The organism is Corynebacterium curieae (assembly GCF_027570035.1).
GTDB lineage: Bacteria > Actinomycetota > Actinomycetes > Mycobacteriales > Mycobacteriaceae > Corynebacterium > Corynebacterium curieae.
Map to the genome: position 1 here is coordinate 1 of NZ_JAKMUU010000003.1, position 15,340 is coordinate 15,340.

General features: G+C 57.1%; 17 protein-coding genes and 1 other RNA gene. 3 read left to right on the plus strand and 15 right to left on the minus strand.

Annotated features, from left to right (window positions below):
• Window positions 1-93: 93 nt before the first annotated feature.
• The 10 genes from L8V01_RS05935 to ftsE form a co-directional block, all read right to left on the minus strand.
• Entirely contained in the window at window positions 94-849 is a 756-nt protein-coding gene (locus tag L8V01_RS05935) for an iron ABC transporter ATP-binding protein (RefSeq protein ID WP_269946218.1), read from the minus strand.
• Complete coding sequence (locus L8V01_RS05940; protein WP_269946219.1) at window positions 846-1,829, minus strand: iron chelate uptake ABC transporter family permease subunit; 984 nt, start codon at window positions 1,827-1,829, stop codon at window positions 846-848. The genes L8V01_RS05935 and L8V01_RS05940 overlap by 4 nt, the downstream gene beginning before the upstream one ends.
• Window positions 1,819-2,784 (minus strand): ABC transporter permease, encoded by a 966-nt coding sequence (locus L8V01_RS05945; protein WP_269946220.1) that lies wholly within the window; start codon window positions 2,782-2,784, stop codon window positions 1,819-1,821. The genes L8V01_RS05940 and L8V01_RS05945 overlap by 11 nt, the downstream gene beginning before the upstream one ends.
• A gap of 63 nt (window positions 2,785-2,847) precedes the next feature.
• On the minus strand, window positions 2,848-3,660 hold the full coding sequence (locus L8V01_RS05950; RefSeq protein ID WP_269946221.1) for a siderophore ABC transporter substrate-binding protein: 813 nt from the start codon (window positions 3,658-3,660) through the stop codon (window positions 2,848-2,850).
• A gap of 40 nt (window positions 3,661-3,700) precedes the next feature.
• Window positions 3,701-3,841 (minus strand): hypothetical protein, encoded by a 141-nt coding sequence (locus L8V01_RS11970; RefSeq protein WP_269946222.1) that lies wholly within the window; start codon window positions 3,839-3,841, stop codon window positions 3,701-3,703.
• A 162-nt stretch (window positions 3,842-4,003) separates the two neighbouring features.
• Window positions 4,004-4,384, minus strand: a transfer-messenger RNA (tmRNA) gene (gene ssrA / locus L8V01_RS05960).
• A gap of 62 nt (window positions 4,385-4,446) precedes the next feature.
• Window positions 4,447-4,803 carry a DUF488 domain-containing protein gene (locus L8V01_RS05965; protein ID WP_269946223.1) on the minus strand — a complete coding sequence of 119 codons (357 nt, stop codon included), beginning with the start codon at window positions 4,801-4,803 and terminating at the stop codon, window positions 4,447-4,449.
• Window positions 4,796-5,299 carry an SsrA-binding protein SmpB gene (gene smpB, locus L8V01_RS05970; RefSeq protein ID WP_269946224.1) on the minus strand — a complete coding sequence of 168 codons (504 nt, stop codon included), beginning with the start codon at window positions 5,297-5,299 and terminating at the stop codon, window positions 4,796-4,798. Before smpB ends, L8V01_RS05965 begins: the two co-directional genes overlap by 8 nt.
• Before the next feature lie 44 nt (window positions 5,300-5,343).
• Window positions 5,344-6,246 carry a permease-like cell division protein FtsX gene (ftsX, locus tag L8V01_RS05975; RefSeq protein WP_269946225.1) on the minus strand — a complete coding sequence of 301 codons (903 nt, stop codon included), beginning with the start codon at window positions 6,244-6,246 and terminating at the stop codon, window positions 5,344-5,346.
• Entirely contained in the window at window positions 6,243-6,932 is a 690-nt protein-coding gene (gene ftsE, locus L8V01_RS05980; protein ID WP_269946226.1) for a cell division ATP-binding protein FtsE, read from the minus strand. The genes ftsX and ftsE overlap by 4 nt, the downstream gene beginning before the upstream one ends.
• Before the next feature lie 109 nt (window positions 6,933-7,041).
• Here ftsE and L8V01_RS05985 point away from each other — a divergent pair, with 109 nt between their 5' ends.
• The gene (locus L8V01_RS05985) at window positions 7,042-8,661 is read left to right on the plus strand and encodes an AbgT family transporter (RefSeq protein ID WP_269946227.1); all 1,620 of its coding nucleotides are present in this window, start codon (window positions 7,042-7,044) and stop codon (window positions 8,659-8,661) included.
• Between the two features lie 83 nt (window positions 8,662-8,744).
• Here L8V01_RS05985 and prfB read toward each other — a convergent pair whose 3' ends face one another.
• Window positions 8,745-9,848, minus strand: coding sequence for a peptide chain release factor 2 (gene prfB, locus L8V01_RS05990; protein ID WP_269946228.1), 1,104 nt, complete (start codon window positions 9,846-9,848; stop codon window positions 8,745-8,747).
• 60 nt (window positions 9,849-9,908) lie between these two features.
• Here prfB and L8V01_RS05995 point away from each other — a divergent pair, with 60 nt between their 5' ends.
• Both L8V01_RS05995 and hisN read left to right on the plus strand, forming a co-directional pair.
• Window positions 9,909-10,745, plus strand: coding sequence for an inositol monophosphatase family protein (locus L8V01_RS05995; protein WP_269946229.1), 837 nt, complete (start codon window positions 9,909-9,911; stop codon window positions 10,743-10,745).
• The gene (gene hisN / locus L8V01_RS06000) at window positions 10,738-11,520 is read left to right on the plus strand and encodes a histidinol-phosphatase (protein ID WP_259887872.1); all 783 of its coding nucleotides are present in this window, start codon (window positions 10,738-10,740) and stop codon (window positions 11,518-11,520) included. The genes L8V01_RS05995 and hisN overlap by 8 nt, the downstream gene beginning before the upstream one ends.
• Here hisN and L8V01_RS06005 read toward each other — a convergent pair.
• From L8V01_RS06005 to L8V01_RS06020, 4 genes are all read right to left on the minus strand, one after another.
• Window positions 11,517-11,777: a MarR family transcriptional regulator gene (locus L8V01_RS06005; RefSeq protein WP_269946230.1), complete on the minus strand. Its 261-nt coding sequence runs from the start codon at window positions 11,775-11,777 to the stop codon at window positions 11,517-11,519. The genes hisN and L8V01_RS06005 overlap by 4 nt on opposite strands.
• Window positions 11,774-13,696: a ferrous iron transport protein B gene (gene feoB / locus L8V01_RS06010; RefSeq protein WP_269946231.1), complete on the minus strand. Its 1,923-nt coding sequence runs from the start codon at window positions 13,694-13,696 to the stop codon at window positions 11,774-11,776. Before feoB ends, L8V01_RS06005 begins: the two co-directional genes overlap by 4 nt.
• Window positions 13,696-13,941 carry a FeoA domain-containing protein gene (locus L8V01_RS06015; protein ID WP_269946232.1) on the minus strand — a complete coding sequence of 82 codons (246 nt, stop codon included), beginning with the start codon at window positions 13,939-13,941 and terminating at the stop codon, window positions 13,696-13,698. Before L8V01_RS06015 ends, feoB begins: the two co-directional genes overlap by 1 nt.
• A 262-nt stretch (window positions 13,942-14,203) precedes the next feature.
• Window positions 14,204-15,292 carry a S1 family peptidase gene (locus tag L8V01_RS06020; RefSeq protein ID WP_269946233.1) on the minus strand — a complete coding sequence of 363 codons (1,089 nt, stop codon included), beginning with the start codon at window positions 15,290-15,292 and terminating at the stop codon, window positions 14,204-14,206.
• Window positions 15,293-15,340 lie beyond the last annotated feature (48 nt).

Sequence of the window (15,340 nt, forward strand, 5' to 3'; positions counted from 1 at the left end):
AAAAAGTAACCTCCCAGCTACCTCGCGGCGACCTGCAATAATCTAGCCCACCACAACCAAACAACACAAACCCGCAGGACAACCCATATTTTTCTAGTGGTAGCAGGCAATCTTTCCCTTTGGCCCCTCGATTACTTTCACCTGGGTATCAAAGATAGAAGTAAGGATCTCATCTCGAATGATTTCGTCTGTTGGACCAAATTCAACGATCCGGCCTTCTTTACACGCACAGATGTAGTCGGCATACCGAGCTGCGAAGTTTATGTCATGCAGCACCACCACTATGGTCCGGCCAAGTGACTGGGCAGCGTCTTTTAAATGTCTCATCATTTCTACAGAATGAGCTACGTCGAGATTATTAAGCGGCTCGTCTAATAGGACATATTCCGTCTCTTGGCACAGGACCATAGCTACATAAGCGCGCTGGCGTTGGCCTCCTGAAAGTTCATCAAGATACCGATGCTGCAATTCTTCTAGACGGAAAAAGTCTATGTATTTGGAGATTACTTCCTCGTCATGCGAGGTAATTCGACCTTTGGTATAGGGAAAGCGGCCAAAGCCAATCAATTGCCGCACGGTCAGTTTGGTTACGAAGTGGTTTTCTTGCCGCAGAATGGACACGACTTTTGCTAAGTGCCCGGATTTCGTAGATTGGACGTCCTGTCCGGCGATTTCGATGGTGCCCTCATCCATGTCCAGCAGGCGACCAATCATTGTGAGCATGGTGGACTTGCCCGCACCGTTGGGGCCAATCATTGCGGTAATTCCACCTTTTGGGATCCGCAGGTTGAGCGGCCCGATAGCCACTTCCCCAGAATAGCGTTTGGATACGTTCTTTAATTCAATCACAGTCGACCCTTTCGCAGAATGATGAAGAGAAATGCGCAGCCGCCAACGAGCTCAATAATGATGGAAACCACGCCCTGTGCGGCGAATACATGCCGCATTAGAAAATATGCGGCGGTAAGCAGCAGGAAGGCTAGGCCAATGGCCATCGGGAAGATAAAGCGATGGTCATAGGTATCAGTGCATTGATAGGCCAATGTGGCTACCAAGAAACCGAGAAAGGTCATTGGTCCCACCAAGGCTGTTGTCGTGGCCATCAAGAGGGACACCAAGATCAAGGTATAAATTGCATGGCCTTTGTGGTTTACTCCCAAATTCGTACTGACATCGCTTCCTAGCGAAATCACGTTCAAGGTACGCGCATTGAGCAGCAGAAGCGCTGCCACGATCGCAACGATGGGAATGACGATGGGATAGTAATCTGATTCCGCATTGTTGATGGAGCCGAACAGTCGCGCGGTGAGCACGTCAAACTCGCTAGGCGTTAAGATTCGCTGCATAAACGTAGATAGGGATCCCAGTCCGCCACCGATGACCACGCCTACCAGCAGCATTGCGTGCATATTGTGCGTGTTATTGGTGAGTAGCCACGAATACAGCACCAAAGACAGCCCCACCATGAGCGCCATTTGAAATAGGAATGTGGTAAGGGTGCGGGCGTCGTTAAGCCCTGCTGCACCGAGAAAGAAGACGGTCGAAGTATTGATCGCTACATACAATGACTCAAAGCCCATGATGGATGGGGTAAGTATCCGATTATTCGTCACAGTGTGAAAAGCCACCGTAGCCATCGCTTGGCACACCGCCACAATTGCCATAGCAATGAGCGCATCAGCACGACGCTGTGCAATGAGCCAGAATTTTCGCGTTCCAAACTGCATCGGGTTGTCGTATGCCAACCAGGCGAAGGCAAAGGCAAAGGCCAGCCCCCATACGCAGGCCAGAGTTATCCAATATTTTTTCCGCGAGAGCTTAGCGTGCACGGGTGGACCTCACGATCATCACGATGAAAACAGCTGCACCGAGCACCCCGAGAATCACTGAAACTGGCATCTCAAACGGTGCGATAATTATGCGCCCAACTAAGTCACAAACGGTCACGATGCCTATGCCTAAAAGGCATACCCACGGCAGGTTAGAGCGCAGATCATCTCCACGCACCATCGAAACCACATTGGGCACGATGAGCCCCAAGAATGGCAAAGAGCCAACTACGACAGTGACGACGCCGGTAGCCACGGCAATCAAGCTTGTGCCCAGCAAAAGCATGCGGTTGTAGTTGAGCCCTATGTTGGTGGCGATATCTTCACCCAAGCCAACAACGGTGAGCCGGTCTGCATAAATGAATACGGCGGCCAAGACCGCTAGTACCAGCCACAAAACTTCATATTGCCCCTTGTACACAGAGGTAAAAGAGCCCATAAACCAAATTCCCAGCTGCTGAAGCATATCGGTCTGCAGAGCAAAGAAGCTGGAGACTGCAGAAATCACCGCTCCCAACATGATGCCGACGATGGGCACGATGAGCGAGGATCGCAAGGTCACGCGCCGCAGAAATAGGAAGAACACAATGGTGCCGATAAAAGAAAACGCTACGGCTCCCATCATTTTGACCAGAATCGAAGAGGTCGGGGCGATCCACAAGACAAAGAGCAAACCTAACCCCGCCCACTCAGTGGTTCCTGTAGTGGAAGGTTCTACAAATCGATTTTGGGTTAACAGTTGCATGACCAGCCCGCTCATGGCCATTGCGGCACCAGCGAGAACGAGCGCTATGGTTCGCGGAAGCCGAGTGATTCCAAACATGGCGGCCCCGTCCTCCGCGCCAAAGACGTCGTACTGTCCAAATAACAAGGAGGCAGCGAGCAGGGCAAAAACAATCAGCACTCCAAGGCCGAGCTTCCAATCCCACAGCGCAGGGCGCGTGGTAGTTTCCATTTTTCTCCTCTAGCAGACAAAGGCCGGAGGGCTCCTCCCCTCCGGCCTTGGCGTGCGCGCTGGTTAATTCTTTTCGAAGGCGTCCGCCATCGCGTTCAACGTTTCCGTGTAGGTAATGATGTTTTCGTTGGTGTAGGTGTCCTGCGGAGCGGTAACGATGCGGCCTTCCTTGACCGCGGTCACGTTCTTGAGCGCGGAGGAATCTTCTACCAGCTTTTGGCCTGGGGTATATCCTTCTTCATCCTTGGCTATGGCGCCATCGCGATCCATGAATAGGATATAGTCCGGGTTAGATTCAGCGATTGCCTCCACCGAAATATCGTCACCCTCGTGGTCATCGCTGGCATTGTCTACCTCGAGCGCTGGGGTCATACCAACCAGATCGAAGAGTGGCCCATAGAAGCGTCCCTTACCTGGGGCAATGTAGTTAATCTCCCCGCCGGAGGTATTTACGGCCATGATCTTCTTGTCCGGATCGTAGGCCTTTTTGGCGCGTTCCAAGGCGGCATTGAAATCATCAACTAGGGCTGTGGCGTCATCCTCGTGCCCAAAAATTTTGCCCATCGCCTCTGTCTGGCGGATTAGCTCTTGCGCCATATCCTCGCCGTCCCGTGGAGTGAAATCCACCACCGGGGTGCCATCAACGAGGGATTCCAGGTCACCTTGATACTGGCTGAAGCGCTGACCGTTAACCACAATATCTGGCTCTGCAGCCACCAATGCTTCCAAGTCCGGTTCGCGGTGGGAGCCGAGGTTTGCTTGTACGGTGTCCTCGTTGATGTTGTTGGCCAGGGTATCTGGCACCAGGCCGAGGGGAGCCGCCACGATATTGACGCCCCAGTCCGACAGAATCTCGAAGGCGCGGTTATCAGTCACCGCTACCCGCTCATAGGGAGGGTGGAGTTCCTGTTCCTCGTTATTGTCCTGCAGCGTGAGCGCGCTTGCCGACGCCCCCCTTGTCCTCCCCCGCTGCTCCATCTTCTGCGGGACTGCAGGCAGTCACCGCCAGAGAAGCGGCGATAACCGCGGCGACAAGGGAGCGTTGAATATTCTTCACGATGAATTCCTTTTGGACGGAGAAACAAATACCCGCCTAACTTAACTTAGGCTCACCTTAATTATCAAGGGTTAGGTTCACCTTACCCCCAACGAAACGGCATAATGGCTGGTGCGGACGAGGTTAAACGAGAAAAAGGCCCCCGATTTCTCGGGGGCCTACCGGTGGAGCTGCCGGGAATTGAACCCGGGTCCTTCGTCACCTTGCCAGGGCTTCTCCGTGCGCAGTTCGCACAGAATCTCTGCTCGGCCCTCCGGATCGGGCGAACACGTCCGGATGATGGGCCCAGTCACCAGTAAGGGTCCCGACTGGTCCTGATGACGCAGCCAGCCGGCTAGTTCCTTAGTCGATGCCAGGATCTAGGTCAGGAACGAAACCTAGGCTGACAGACACGCGTCGCTGTAATTAGGCAGCGAGGGCGTAGTCACGCTGAGAGTTCTTCTCTGCGTTTATTGGTTGCTACGACGCTTATACGGTGGTCGTTAGCCTGCACCGGCACGCTTCCCCTGGCGCAGTGCACGAAGTCGAAACCAAATCAACCCCATGCTGTAGGGACGGGATAGTGCATCTTCCCTACGGTTCGTTCAACACTACCGCACCCGCTTTTACTTCCTCAAGTGCTCGTCTAGCCACTCTTTGAGAACCACCGCGTGGTTGATCTCTCGGTTGGCTGCGGCGAAGAGCAGGGTGGCGTCGGAAAGCGCGAGCAGTTGGGTGAGCTCATCGGAATCATTGTCATCGAGCTCGGCCTTGTAGCGGCGGGCAAACTCGTCGAAGCTGTCCTCGTCGTGATTCCACCATTTGCGCAGCTCGGGGCTCGGCGCGACGTCTTTAAACCATTCGTCGTAAGCAAGGTCGCTCTTGGCAACGCCCCGAGGCCACATCCGGTCTACCAGCACTCCGGTGCCCTGGATAGTGTCCTCGCCCTTGACAACGTCATGCACTTTCGCAGTCTTAAACATTAATTCCCTTCACGCGGCGGCCGAGCTCGCGGGAGATTTCACGGTCTTGGTCGCGGCGCTTAATATCCTCACGTTTATCGTAGTCTTGCTTACCTTGCGCCAATGCCAGCGAGAGCTTGGCGTAGCCGTTTTTTAGGTAAACCTTGAGTGGAACCAAGGTCTTATTACCATTGCGCACCTGCCCGTAAAGCTTGTCAATCTCACGGCGGTGCAGCAAAAGCTTGCGGGTGCGGCGCGGGCTGTGGTTCGTCCACGACCCCATCGAGTACTCCGGAATATGCAGGTTACGCAGGTACACCTCGCCATCGTCGATAGTGGCAAAGGCGTCATTGAGCGAGATCTTGCCCTCTCGCAGGGACTTGATCTCGGTACCGAGTAGGACGATGCCGCACTCGATTTCCTCGAGGATTTTGTAGTCGTGCCGGGCCCGGCGGTTGGTCGCAAGCGTTGCTTCGCCGGATGCCGCCTTCTTCTTTTTCTTGCCCTTCTTAGCCATAGTTATGCCAGTGTAGTGCCCTTTTGACCAGCCCGGCAAACGGTCTATTTGCGCACATAGGACCGCAGGGTGATATGGGCAGTTAGAGCCGTGACCACCAATGCCAGCAAGCCGACGAGTGGCAGGGCAATCCAGAGGTCACCAGTTTTCATGGGCGCGAGGAGCTGGGATTCGTAGAGCCCCTGCAACGACGGATCTACCACTTGGGATTTGCCCAAGAAGATACCGGCACCGCCGAGCACCACGCCGATAAGTGAGGCCAGCACTGCCTCCAGTACGAACGGCGCCTGCGTCATCCACCGGCTAGCGCCCACCATGCGCATGATTTCCGTCTCGCGGGTGCGGTGGAATGCGGCAATTTGCACCATATTGGCCACTAAGAAAATTGCCGCTACGGACATCACGATGGCCAGGACAAAGGTGGCATTGCGGATGGAGTCTAGGTTGCTGGCGGCATCGCGGACCTCTTGCTGCTGGTCGACGACGTCCTCTACCGCCGGATTATCCCGAATCGCATCGATCGCAGAAGCGTCTTCTGGATCCTTCAGGCGCACGTGGAACGCGGCAGGCAGTGCATCAGGCGAGGTCTGCTCCACCATGACTGGGTCAGTGTCTTGGAATAGTTCCTTGAACCGCTCATAGGATTCCGCGCGGTTGCGATACTCCACAGACTCCACAGACTCGTCAGAATCTAGCTGTTCTTGGAGATCCGCACAGGCGGGAGTTGCACAATCCGGGTCACCGGCGGAAATATCCTCATTGAGCTGAACCATGACCTCGACGCGGTCGAGGTAGATCTCCTTGGTGTCCTTAGTCAGGTTGGTCACCATGATGCCGGCAACAACGAGCCCCACGGCAATAGCGGTGGTGATGATCATGGCGATGGTCATGGTCAGGTTGCGGCCAAGACCCTTGGTAGCCTCGCGGAAAATAAACCCTAGCTTCATGCTGCCCCCTCGTACTGCGCCTCGTGTTCGTCGCGCACGAGTACTCCATTGCGCAACTCCAGCACCCGCTTGCGGGCCCTATTGACGGCGCGGGCGTTGTGGGTGGACATGACCACGGTGGTGCCACGGCGGTTAATACCCAGCAGCAAGTCCATGATCTCGTCGGCGGTGGAGGGATCGAGGTTGCCCGTGGGTTCGTCAGCAAGCAGAAGCTTCGGCCGATTGACCACGGCGCGGGCGATGGCTACGCGCTGCTGTTCGCCGCCGGATAGCTCGTGCGGATAAGCGTCGTGGCGATCCTGCAGGCCCACCAGCTCCAATACCTGCGGCACCGACGTGGAAATGCGGTACTTACTCTTGCCAATAACCTCTAGCGCAAATGCCACATTTTGGTACACCGTCAGCTTGGGCAGCAGGCGAAAATCTTGGAAAACGTAGCCAATGGACTGGCGCAGTGCGTTGATCTGTTTGCCAGATAGCTCGTTGACGTGGAAATCATCGAAATATATATCGCCTTTAGTCACGTTGCTATAGCGCACCATCAGCTCAAGGAAAGTGGACTTTCCCGAGCCAGAGGGGCCGATAAGGAAGGCGAATTCACCATCCGCAATCTCAAAGGACACCCCGTCGAGCGCTGGGCGAGACTCGGCGGAATAGGCCTTAGTCACGTTGTCGAATCTAATCACGCGAATCACTGTAGCAACTAAAGTTGACACGACGCTGTGAACAATATTTGAGTAGTGTGGTCTAACACACTAATTTGTTCCGACCCAATCGACAGAAGGTGCCGATACTATGGCCGAAACCGAAACTAAAGAAAAACCACGTTCTACAAGCGGCTTTTTGGGCACTGTAGAAAAGATTGGTAACAAGCTGCCGGACCCCTTTTGGCTCTTCGTCATCCTCGCAGCGATTGTCGCCGTAACTTCTTGGCTGGGGCACCTCATCGGCATGACCGTCGAAGACCCCAAAACCGGCGAGACCGTCGAGGTCCAATCCTTGCTGACGACCGAGAATATCTCGCGCATGGTCACTGATGCCGTAGAGAATTTCACCAGCTTCCCACCGCTGGGCGTCATCCTTGCCGTGATGCTCGGCGTGGCCGTGGCCGAGCAATCCGGCCTGCTTTCCGCCCTGGTGCGCGTCATGGTGACCAAGGTCAGCGCGAAAATGCTTACATTCGTGGTGGCGCTGGCCGGCGTAACCGGCTCCGTGGCGTCCGATGCCATTTACGTCATCCTCATTCCCTTGGGCGCCATGGCCTTTCATGCGGTTGGCCGCTCCCCCATCGTGGGTGCCATGGTGGCCTTTGCGGCATCGTCTGCGGGCTTTAATGCCTCATTGATTCTTAATATCACCGACCTCCTCCTGGCCGGCATATCTACCCCAGCCGCGCAGTTCGTCGACGCCGAATACGAAGTTAGCCCGCTAGCCAATATCTTCTTCGTCATCCCTTCCGCCATCGTGCTCTCGCTCATCATTACCGCGGTAACGGAATTCCTCATGGTGAAAAAGGCCCGCGAACTAGTAGACCACGACCACATCAATTATGAGGAGGTGTCCTTCTCCAAGGCCGCCGGTGGCTCAGCTAATGGGGAAGCGGAGGATGAGGAATATGACTTCACCGACGATGAAGAGGCCATGCGCATCAAGCCCAACGAGCAGCGTGGTTTGATAGCCTCCGGCATTTCCTTGGCCGTTTTCCTCGCGGTCTTCTTCGCCCTGCTATTTATCCCTGGCTCGCCGCTGGCAAGCCAGGAGGATAGCTTCATGGAATCGCCTCTAATTAGCGCCATTGCAGTGCCGATTGCGCTGGCTTTCTTGGTCTGCGGCATTGTCTACGGCTTGGCAGCTGGCACCGTGAAGTCAGCTGCTGATGTACCGGAGTTTATGGCCAAGGGCATAGAGACCCTCGTTCCTATGCTGGTACTCTTCTTCGCCGTCGCACAGTTCCTGGCCTGGTTCGAGTGGTCCAACCTCGGTGTATGGACTGCTATCAAGGGCTCCGAACTACTTCAGCACTGGTCCCTGCCGCCGCTAGTGATGTTTGCGGCACTGGTAACCATGGTCGCACTGCTTAACCTCTTCATCACCTCCGGCTCCGCCCAGTGGGCCCTGATGGCTCCGGTCATCGTGCCGATGATGATGTATGTAGGCGTATCCCCCGAAGTCTCCCAGATGCTCTTCCGCATCGGTGACTCGCCGACGAATATCATCACTCCGATGTCACCGTACTTCGCCTTGGCGTTGACCTTTCTCCAGCGCTATTACAAGCACGCGGGTGTGGGTACTTTGATGTCCCTGGCGCTGCCCTACTCTCTGTGCATGTTGGTGGGCTGGTTCATCTTCTTCGTCATCTGGTACCTCATCGGCATCCCGCTGGGACCGGGCGCACCGATGGACTACGTGGGTTAAGTCCATAGAGATCAGGCCGAACTGAGGATCTTCTCCCCTCAGTTCGGCCTTTTCGCGCTCAATTCAGCCCGATCAGTTTGGACCTAAGCTTGGTCTTCTTGTTGCTGCATGCGCCAGCGGATGCCGGATTCTAGGAAGCCATCGATGTCGCCATCGAGCACTTTGGATGGATCACCCACCTCAAAGTTGGTGCGCAAATCCTTCACCATTTGGTATGGATGCAGCACATAGGAACGCATTTGGTTGCCCCAAGACGCGTTTCCGCCGGCGCCTAGGGCGTCGAGCTCGGCCTGTTCTTCTTGGCGCTTGCGCTCGAGAAGCTTTGCCTGCAGCACGCGCATGGCCGAGGCCTTATTCTGAATCTGGGACTTTTCATTCTGGCAGGTCACCACGATTCCGGTGGGAATATGAGTCAGTCGCACCGCGGAGTCGGTGGTATTGACGGACTGCCCGCCAGGGCCAGAAGAACGGTAAACATCCACGCGCACCTCGGAATCCGGCACCTCAATCGAGTCGGTCTGCTCCACCACCGGAAGCACTTCTACCTCGGCAAAAGAGGTCTGGCGCCGGCCCTGGTTATCAAAGGGCGAGATGCGCACGAGGCGGTGCGCACCCTGCTCCACGGAGAGCTGGCCGTACATATATTCACCGTGGACCACAAAGGTGGCGGATTTAATGCCGGCTTCTTCCGCATAGGAGACGTCATAGATATCCACCTTATGGCCGTGCTTTTCTGCCCAGCGGGTATACATACGCATGAGCATCTCGGCCCAATCGGCCGCATCCACTCCGCCGGCACCGGAGCGGATATTGATAACTGCCTCGCGCGGGTCATACTCGCCAGAGAGCATGGTGGTAACTTCCAGCGATTCGATGGCAGATTCCAGAGAATCCAACTCATCGTCCGCCAGAGAGGTGTCCCCTTCCTCTTCTGCCAACTCGTACATGACCGGCATATCTTCGAGGCGCCCGCGTAGCGCATCCAGCTTGCGCATCTTGGCCTGCGCGGCCGAAAGCTCGGAGGTGATCTTTTGCGCATAGGTGGGATCATCCCAGAGTGATGGATCGCCGGCTTGGGCTTCTAGTTCCCGAATGCGGGCAGCCAAAGCTTCCGGGTCCATGACCTTCTCGATGGTGGTCAGGGTGGTTTCCAATTGCTTGAGCCGTGCTGTTACTTCGGGACGCATAGGCCCCAATCCTACCCACCCGGCCGGCTCAATTAGCTATCGGTCGCGTTTAGGGTGACAATGGTGGGCATGGATCAAAAGCCGAGCTTGCAGGAGATGATCGACGCGGTCATCAAGACCTTCATTGTCGCGCATGCAGATGACGAGGACGCGCACTTGGCGCAGGCCCTTGTCTATAACGCCGGCCGCTTGGCGTGGCGCCTGCGCGAAATGGGCGTTGACGTAGAGCAAAAGACTTCCATCTCGGACGTCGTTACGGATGCAGACCGCGCAGCCGAGCGCTTTGTCGCGGGCGTTCTCGAAGCTGTGCGCCCAGAGGACGGCATCCTCGGTGAAGAAGGCGCGGCTCGCGAGTCTCAGTCCGGCCGCACGTGGGTCATTGATCCGGTCGATGGCACTTATAATTTCTCCTCCGGATCCGATTATTGGTGCTCTGCCCTCGCGCTTGCCGACGCCACCGGGATCACCCTCGGCGCCGTTCACCGCCCAGCCATGGGCTATACGTGGTTCGGTGGCCGCGACTTCCCCACTTCGCTGGATGGCAAGGAGGTGGCTCGTCTGGAGGATAAGCCGTCCGAGCAGATTTCGCTTTCTACCTACTTGCACCCAACCTCGCTGGTGGATGAGAATATCCGCGGGGCGTGGCAACGCGTGGCGGAAAACTTTGCTACAGTCCGTATGCTCGGCGCCGGTTCTGTTGACCTTGCCTCTGTAGCCGATGGCACATGGGGCGCATGGATGCAGCACTCGGTGGCGGACTGGGACTGGTTCCCCGGCAAAGCTCTCGTTGAGGCGGCCGGCGGTGCAGCCCGCAAGGTAGAAGCCGGCGGCGTCGAATGGTGCCTAGCCGGCAATAAACAGGTAGTGGATCAAATGGAGGATTGGCTCCGTGGGTAAGTTCAAAGAAGACTTGGGCCTCGCGCTCGAGCTAGCGGGCCATGCCGATGTGGTGACCATGCACCGCTTCGAAGCGGCGGATCTTTCCGTCAAGGAAAAACCGGATATGACTCCGGTATCGGATGCGGACCTCACCTGTGAGAAACATATCCGCGAATCCCTCAAGCGTTCCCGCCCGCGCGACGAGGTGCTGGGGGAGGAATACGGCGGGGAGGCCTGCTATAAGGGCCGCCAGTGGGTTATCGATCCGATCGACGGCACCAAGAACTTTGTGCGCGGCGTTCCAGTGTGGGCCACGCTGATTTCTCTATTAGAAGACGGCGAGCCTGTAGTTTCCGTCGTCTCCGCTCCTGCCCTGCGCCGCCGCTGGTACGCGGCCAAGGGAGCCGGCGCTTATCGCGTCTTCGGCGGCGAACCGAAGCGCTTGGGCGTTTCCCACGTAGAAAAGCTTGCCGATTCTTCACTGGCCATGAGTTCCCTGACCGGCTGGGCGGAGCGCGGATTGCGCGATAAATTCCTCGCGCTTACTGATAAGACGTGGCGCCTGCGCGGCTACGGAGACTTCTGGTCCTATTGCCTCGTGGCCGAAGGCGCGGTGGACATCGCCGCTGAACCGGAGGTTTCTCTCTGGGACCTCGCCGCACCATCGCTCATCGTGACCGAAGCCGGTGGCACTTTCACTGATCTTGACGGCAACCCCGGCCCGCACGGCGGATCCGGCGTGGCCTCTAATGGCCTGCTCCACAAGCACGCCCTAGCCGCACTGCAGGGCTAGGGTCTTCTCCGCAGCTGGAGCAGAACTGGGCCGCGGCGCTCGGCAACCGCACCCGAGCAACCACCCGCCTGCGAGCAACTCCCGCAGCCACCGCTAGGGCACGAGGTCAGCGATTCTCTCACTAGTTCCTCACTGCGCTCGAGGTAAGCCAAGATTACCTCCACGGTCCCCTGCCCCAACCCCGTCGCCTGCGCTATGTCGGCGGGATTGGAATTTCCCTGTGTGATGGCCTCCTTGACCTTCTCCGTGGGGCTCATAGGAAGACCTTGAGGATTTGAAATACTCCTACCGCAAGGATCCAGGCGGTTGCTAGCTGCAGCGCAAACCCGATGAGGGTCCACTTCCAACCTATTTCTCGCCGCTGTGCGGCCACCGTGGCCACGCAAGGGGTATAGGCCAGAAGGAAGACCATATACGCCCACACCGCAGCCAGCCCGTGCCCACCAGAGGCCGCATCAAAATCGGCGCGAATATGGCTAGCCAACGGGGATTCTGCTTGCTCCTCTGGTGCATCGTCAGTGACGTCTTCGACCGCATACGTCTGAGCCCAAGTGGAAATGAGAGTCTCCTTCGCCACGAACCCAGTGACAAGCGGCCCGGTTAGGGACCAAGAATCAAACCCAGCAGGCGCAAAGACAGGGGACATCGCTTTAGACACCGCACCGTAGGCGGAATCTTGCGGCGGTACCGCCTCTTCGTTGAAGGAGTGCCCACCAGTGACCGGAATAGACATCAGCAACCAGATGACTACGACTGTAGCCACAATGATGCCTCCGGCGGTGTGCAAAAATCCTTTGAGCCTTACCCACATGACCGACACGGTGAGTTTAAACGTAGGCAGCTGATAAGCCGGAAGGTCGATAACGAGGGCTTCGGACGGCATGGCCCGCCACACCGTGCGGCGCAAAGCGAGGCCCACCAACACCACCAGTGCGATAGACAGCACGTACATGGCGAATACCGCGGAACCAGCATGAGCGGGGAAAAAGACCTGCGCCAGCATCATAAATACGATGAGCCGGGCCGAACATGAGGTGAAGGGGATAAGCAGGCAGGTAAGGATGCGATGGCGGACGTCGCCAAGCACGCGCGTAGCCGAAATCGCCGGGACATTGCAGCCATAGCCCACCACAATGGGGATAAAGGCCTTGCCGGGCAGACCGATGGCGCGCATGACGCGGTCAGTGACCACCGCCGCGCGCGCCATATAACCGGAATCCTCTAGCACCGCCAAGCACAGAAACATCAGCGCAAGGAGCGGCGCAAAGGTGAGCACCATGCCCACACCACCGATGAGCCCATCTACCAGCAGGCCCGTTACCAACCAATGGTCTGGGAGGATGCTGCGCGCTGCATCGGATACAGGGCCGGTAATGAACGCCTCCAATCCGTCCTGCAGCGGTCCTGCGACCGTAGTGGTAATGAAGAACACAGCCCACATAACGGCCAGAAACAAAATGGGCCCGAGCACTGGGTGTAATACCAAGCGGTCCACGCGCTGGCTAAGTGGCTCCCCCACATTTTCATGGCTGACTGCAACTTTCTCGGCCGCATCCAGATCCGCAAAGCGTTGGTCCAAATCGGCGTTGGACCGGATGGTCTGTGGCTCCGTCTGCATTGCTTTTGCAACGGCGTTCTCCAGCGCATCTAGGTATTCTCGGCGTCGACCATTGACGCTGACTACCGGCATGCCCACGGCGCGCGATAGCGCGGAGGTATCGATGCTTATACCCTGCTGCTTGGCGACGTCCTCTTTGGTCACCCCCACCACCACTCGATACGGGTATTCCGCAATTTGGAATGCGAGGTTAAGCCCGCGCGCCGGCGCGGTGGCATCCACCAACACCACAACCACATCTGGGCGCTCACACGGTGGGCACTCAACGAGCATATCGCGGGTGAATTCCTCGTCCGGGCTCATTGGATCCAAGGAATAAGCACCGGGCAGATCGATGATGTCGAAGGCCTCTGGCTGCGCTTTCCACAAACCACGGCTGACTTCTACAGAGGTACCCGGCCAGTTGCCGGTCTGGACTTTCGCTCCGGTCAGCGCGTTGAACAAGGTAGATTTGCCGGAATTTGGAGCCCCGACCAAGGCGAGGACAGGTGTTCCCTCCGCGGCGATACGCATGGAGGATGTGGAGTGGCAGCTTGGCGCTGCGGTTTTGCGTGCCATTATGCTGCTACCGGGATAACTTCGAGCTGGCGCAGCGTATGCGCGTCTACCGCATACCGGGCGCTGCCGATAGTAACCAAGCGCGCCCCGCCGGCCACCTTGCGCCCCATCTGCACGCGCACCCCTGGCCGGAATCCCAGTTCACGCATACGCAGCGCCAACGCCGGCTGCGACTCAATCGCATGCCGCAAGCAGCATTCAGGGAGTTCTACCAATGCGTCCACTGGGGCTTGATCGGCACGCATACATTCGGACCTTTCGCAGGTCTGCTGGGTACGAGTGCGGGACAATAAGGACAGCTGCAACATCGCGGGTCACCTCGGTTCTCTCAGTCCGGCTCACGCCGGTGATGTTAGCCACACCTAAGTGGCTTCTAGATAAGCCTAACCTTAGTCCGCAAAAGGGTTTCACACAAGCGCCGATTAGTTGTGATTATCGGCACTAGACAGAGACATAAAAGTGCCCGCTCCCAGTAGCAACGGGAGCGGGCGAAGAGCAGAGACGAGGTTAGTCCTGCGGTAGCGCGAAACCAGCGCCTACGCCGCCACGGCGATTCATATCCTCCAAGACCGCATCCATGGTGGTTGCGGCGGTTGGGTTATGGACCGGCCCCTGCAGTGGGGTACGGCACGGGAAATTCACCGGCAGGAAACCACCGGTAATCGAGCCAACTAGGCGGCCATCGACCAACAATGGAGCGCCGGAATCGCCCATCATGGCGCATACTTGGTTAATCTGAATCTTCTTGGCCTGCTGATAGGTCATGCCGCAGGTCTTGCCGGTAGCAACACCCTGCTTGCACACCTGCTGACCCGGCTTTACGCCACCGCCCAATTGATTGACGGTTACACCGTTGTAGGAACGAGAAACCTTAGCCTTGGAGCCGAACTCGATAACGGCGTAATCCAAGTCCTCGTTCTTAGACACGACAGTGCCGGTTGGGCCGATTTGCTCAGAATCAGCGGAGGTAACAGGGTCTCCCACATTGCCGCAGTGCGCGGCGGTCAGGCCCACCTTGCGGCCAGCATTATCGTTGCCCGCCACGGTCAAGGTGCACATCGACTCCTTATTGACATAGAGCGGGGTGCCTGGGCCGTAGAGCGACTCCCCTTGGTTCATGGCGGCAACGGACTCTTCAGGGATGCGTGGGGCATCAAACATAGAGCCCGGAACGCGGTGCAATACGTAGTCCGCCTGTGGTTTTCCCGCAGCTACCTTGGAAAACCCATCATTTTTCCACTGGTAGTTTGGGTTGGTTCCCTTTGGTTTAAACTCCGGTTGTGTGGCCTGCTCCGCCAGACCAATAGGGTTCGGGTTAGTCATTGGCTCTGCGTACTGAGCCTGCTGCGCTTTCTGTTGCACCGCGTTGTGTGCATTGCGTACAGAAGAATCCACAGCATCGGTAACGCTCTTGTCCACCTGCGGGGTTTGGATACCAACCCCCGCCAGGCCATCTCGGACCTGGTTAATAATCCCTGCGGAGTCAAAATCCGGTTGGGGCAATTCCTGGGCGCCTGCGGCCGGGGAACCCAGGAAAAACGCACCAGCGAAAGCCGAGCCCACCAGGACTTTCTTGAGGTGCGGTATGCGAAGCATCAAGGTACCTACTTTCCGTTGTCAACATCCTGCTAGCTCGATATTGGC

Bases quoted from the DNA above. Each gene is read 5' to 3' on its own strand.
- prfB (WP_269946228.1), bottom strand. From the start codon at position 9,848: ATGCGTCCCGAAGTAACAGCACGGCTCAAGCAATTGGAAACCACCCTG.
- smpB (WP_269946224.1), bottom strand. From the start codon at position 5,299: ATGGCTAAGAAGGGCAAGAAAAAGAAGAAGGCGGCATCCGGCGAAGCA.
- L8V01_RS05945 (WP_269946220.1), bottom strand. From the start codon at position 2,784: ATGGAAACTACCACGCGCCCTGCGCTGTGGGATTGGAAGCTCGGCCTT.
- L8V01_RS06020 (WP_269946233.1), bottom strand. From the start codon at position 15,292: ATGCTTCGCATACCGCACCTCAAGAAAGTCCTGGTGGGCTCGGCTTTC.
- L8V01_RS06005 (WP_269946230.1), bottom strand. From the start codon at position 11,777: ATGAGCCCCACGGAGAAGGTCAAGGAGGCCATCACACAGGGAAATTCC.
- feoB (WP_269946231.1), bottom strand. From the start codon at position 13,696: ATGGCACGCAAAACCGCAGCGCCAAGCTGCCACTCCACATCCTCCATG.
- L8V01_RS05985 (WP_269946227.1), top strand. From the start codon at position 7,042: ATGGCCGAAACCGAAACTAAAGAAAAACCACGTTCTACAAGCGGCTTT.
- L8V01_RS05965 (WP_269946223.1), bottom strand. From the start codon at position 4,803: ATGTTTAAGACTGCGAAAGTGCATGACGTTGTCAAGGGCGAGGACACT.
- L8V01_RS06015 (WP_269946232.1), bottom strand. From the start codon at position 13,941: ATGCGTGCCGATCAAGCCCCAGTGGACGCATTGGTAGAACTCCCTGAA.
- ftsX (WP_269946225.1), bottom strand. From the start codon at position 6,246: ATGAAGCTAGGGTTTATTTTCCGCGAGGCTACCAAGGGTCTTGGCCGC.
- L8V01_RS05995 (WP_269946229.1), top strand. From the start codon at position 9,909: ATGGTGGGCATGGATCAAAAGCCGAGCTTGCAGGAGATGATCGACGCG.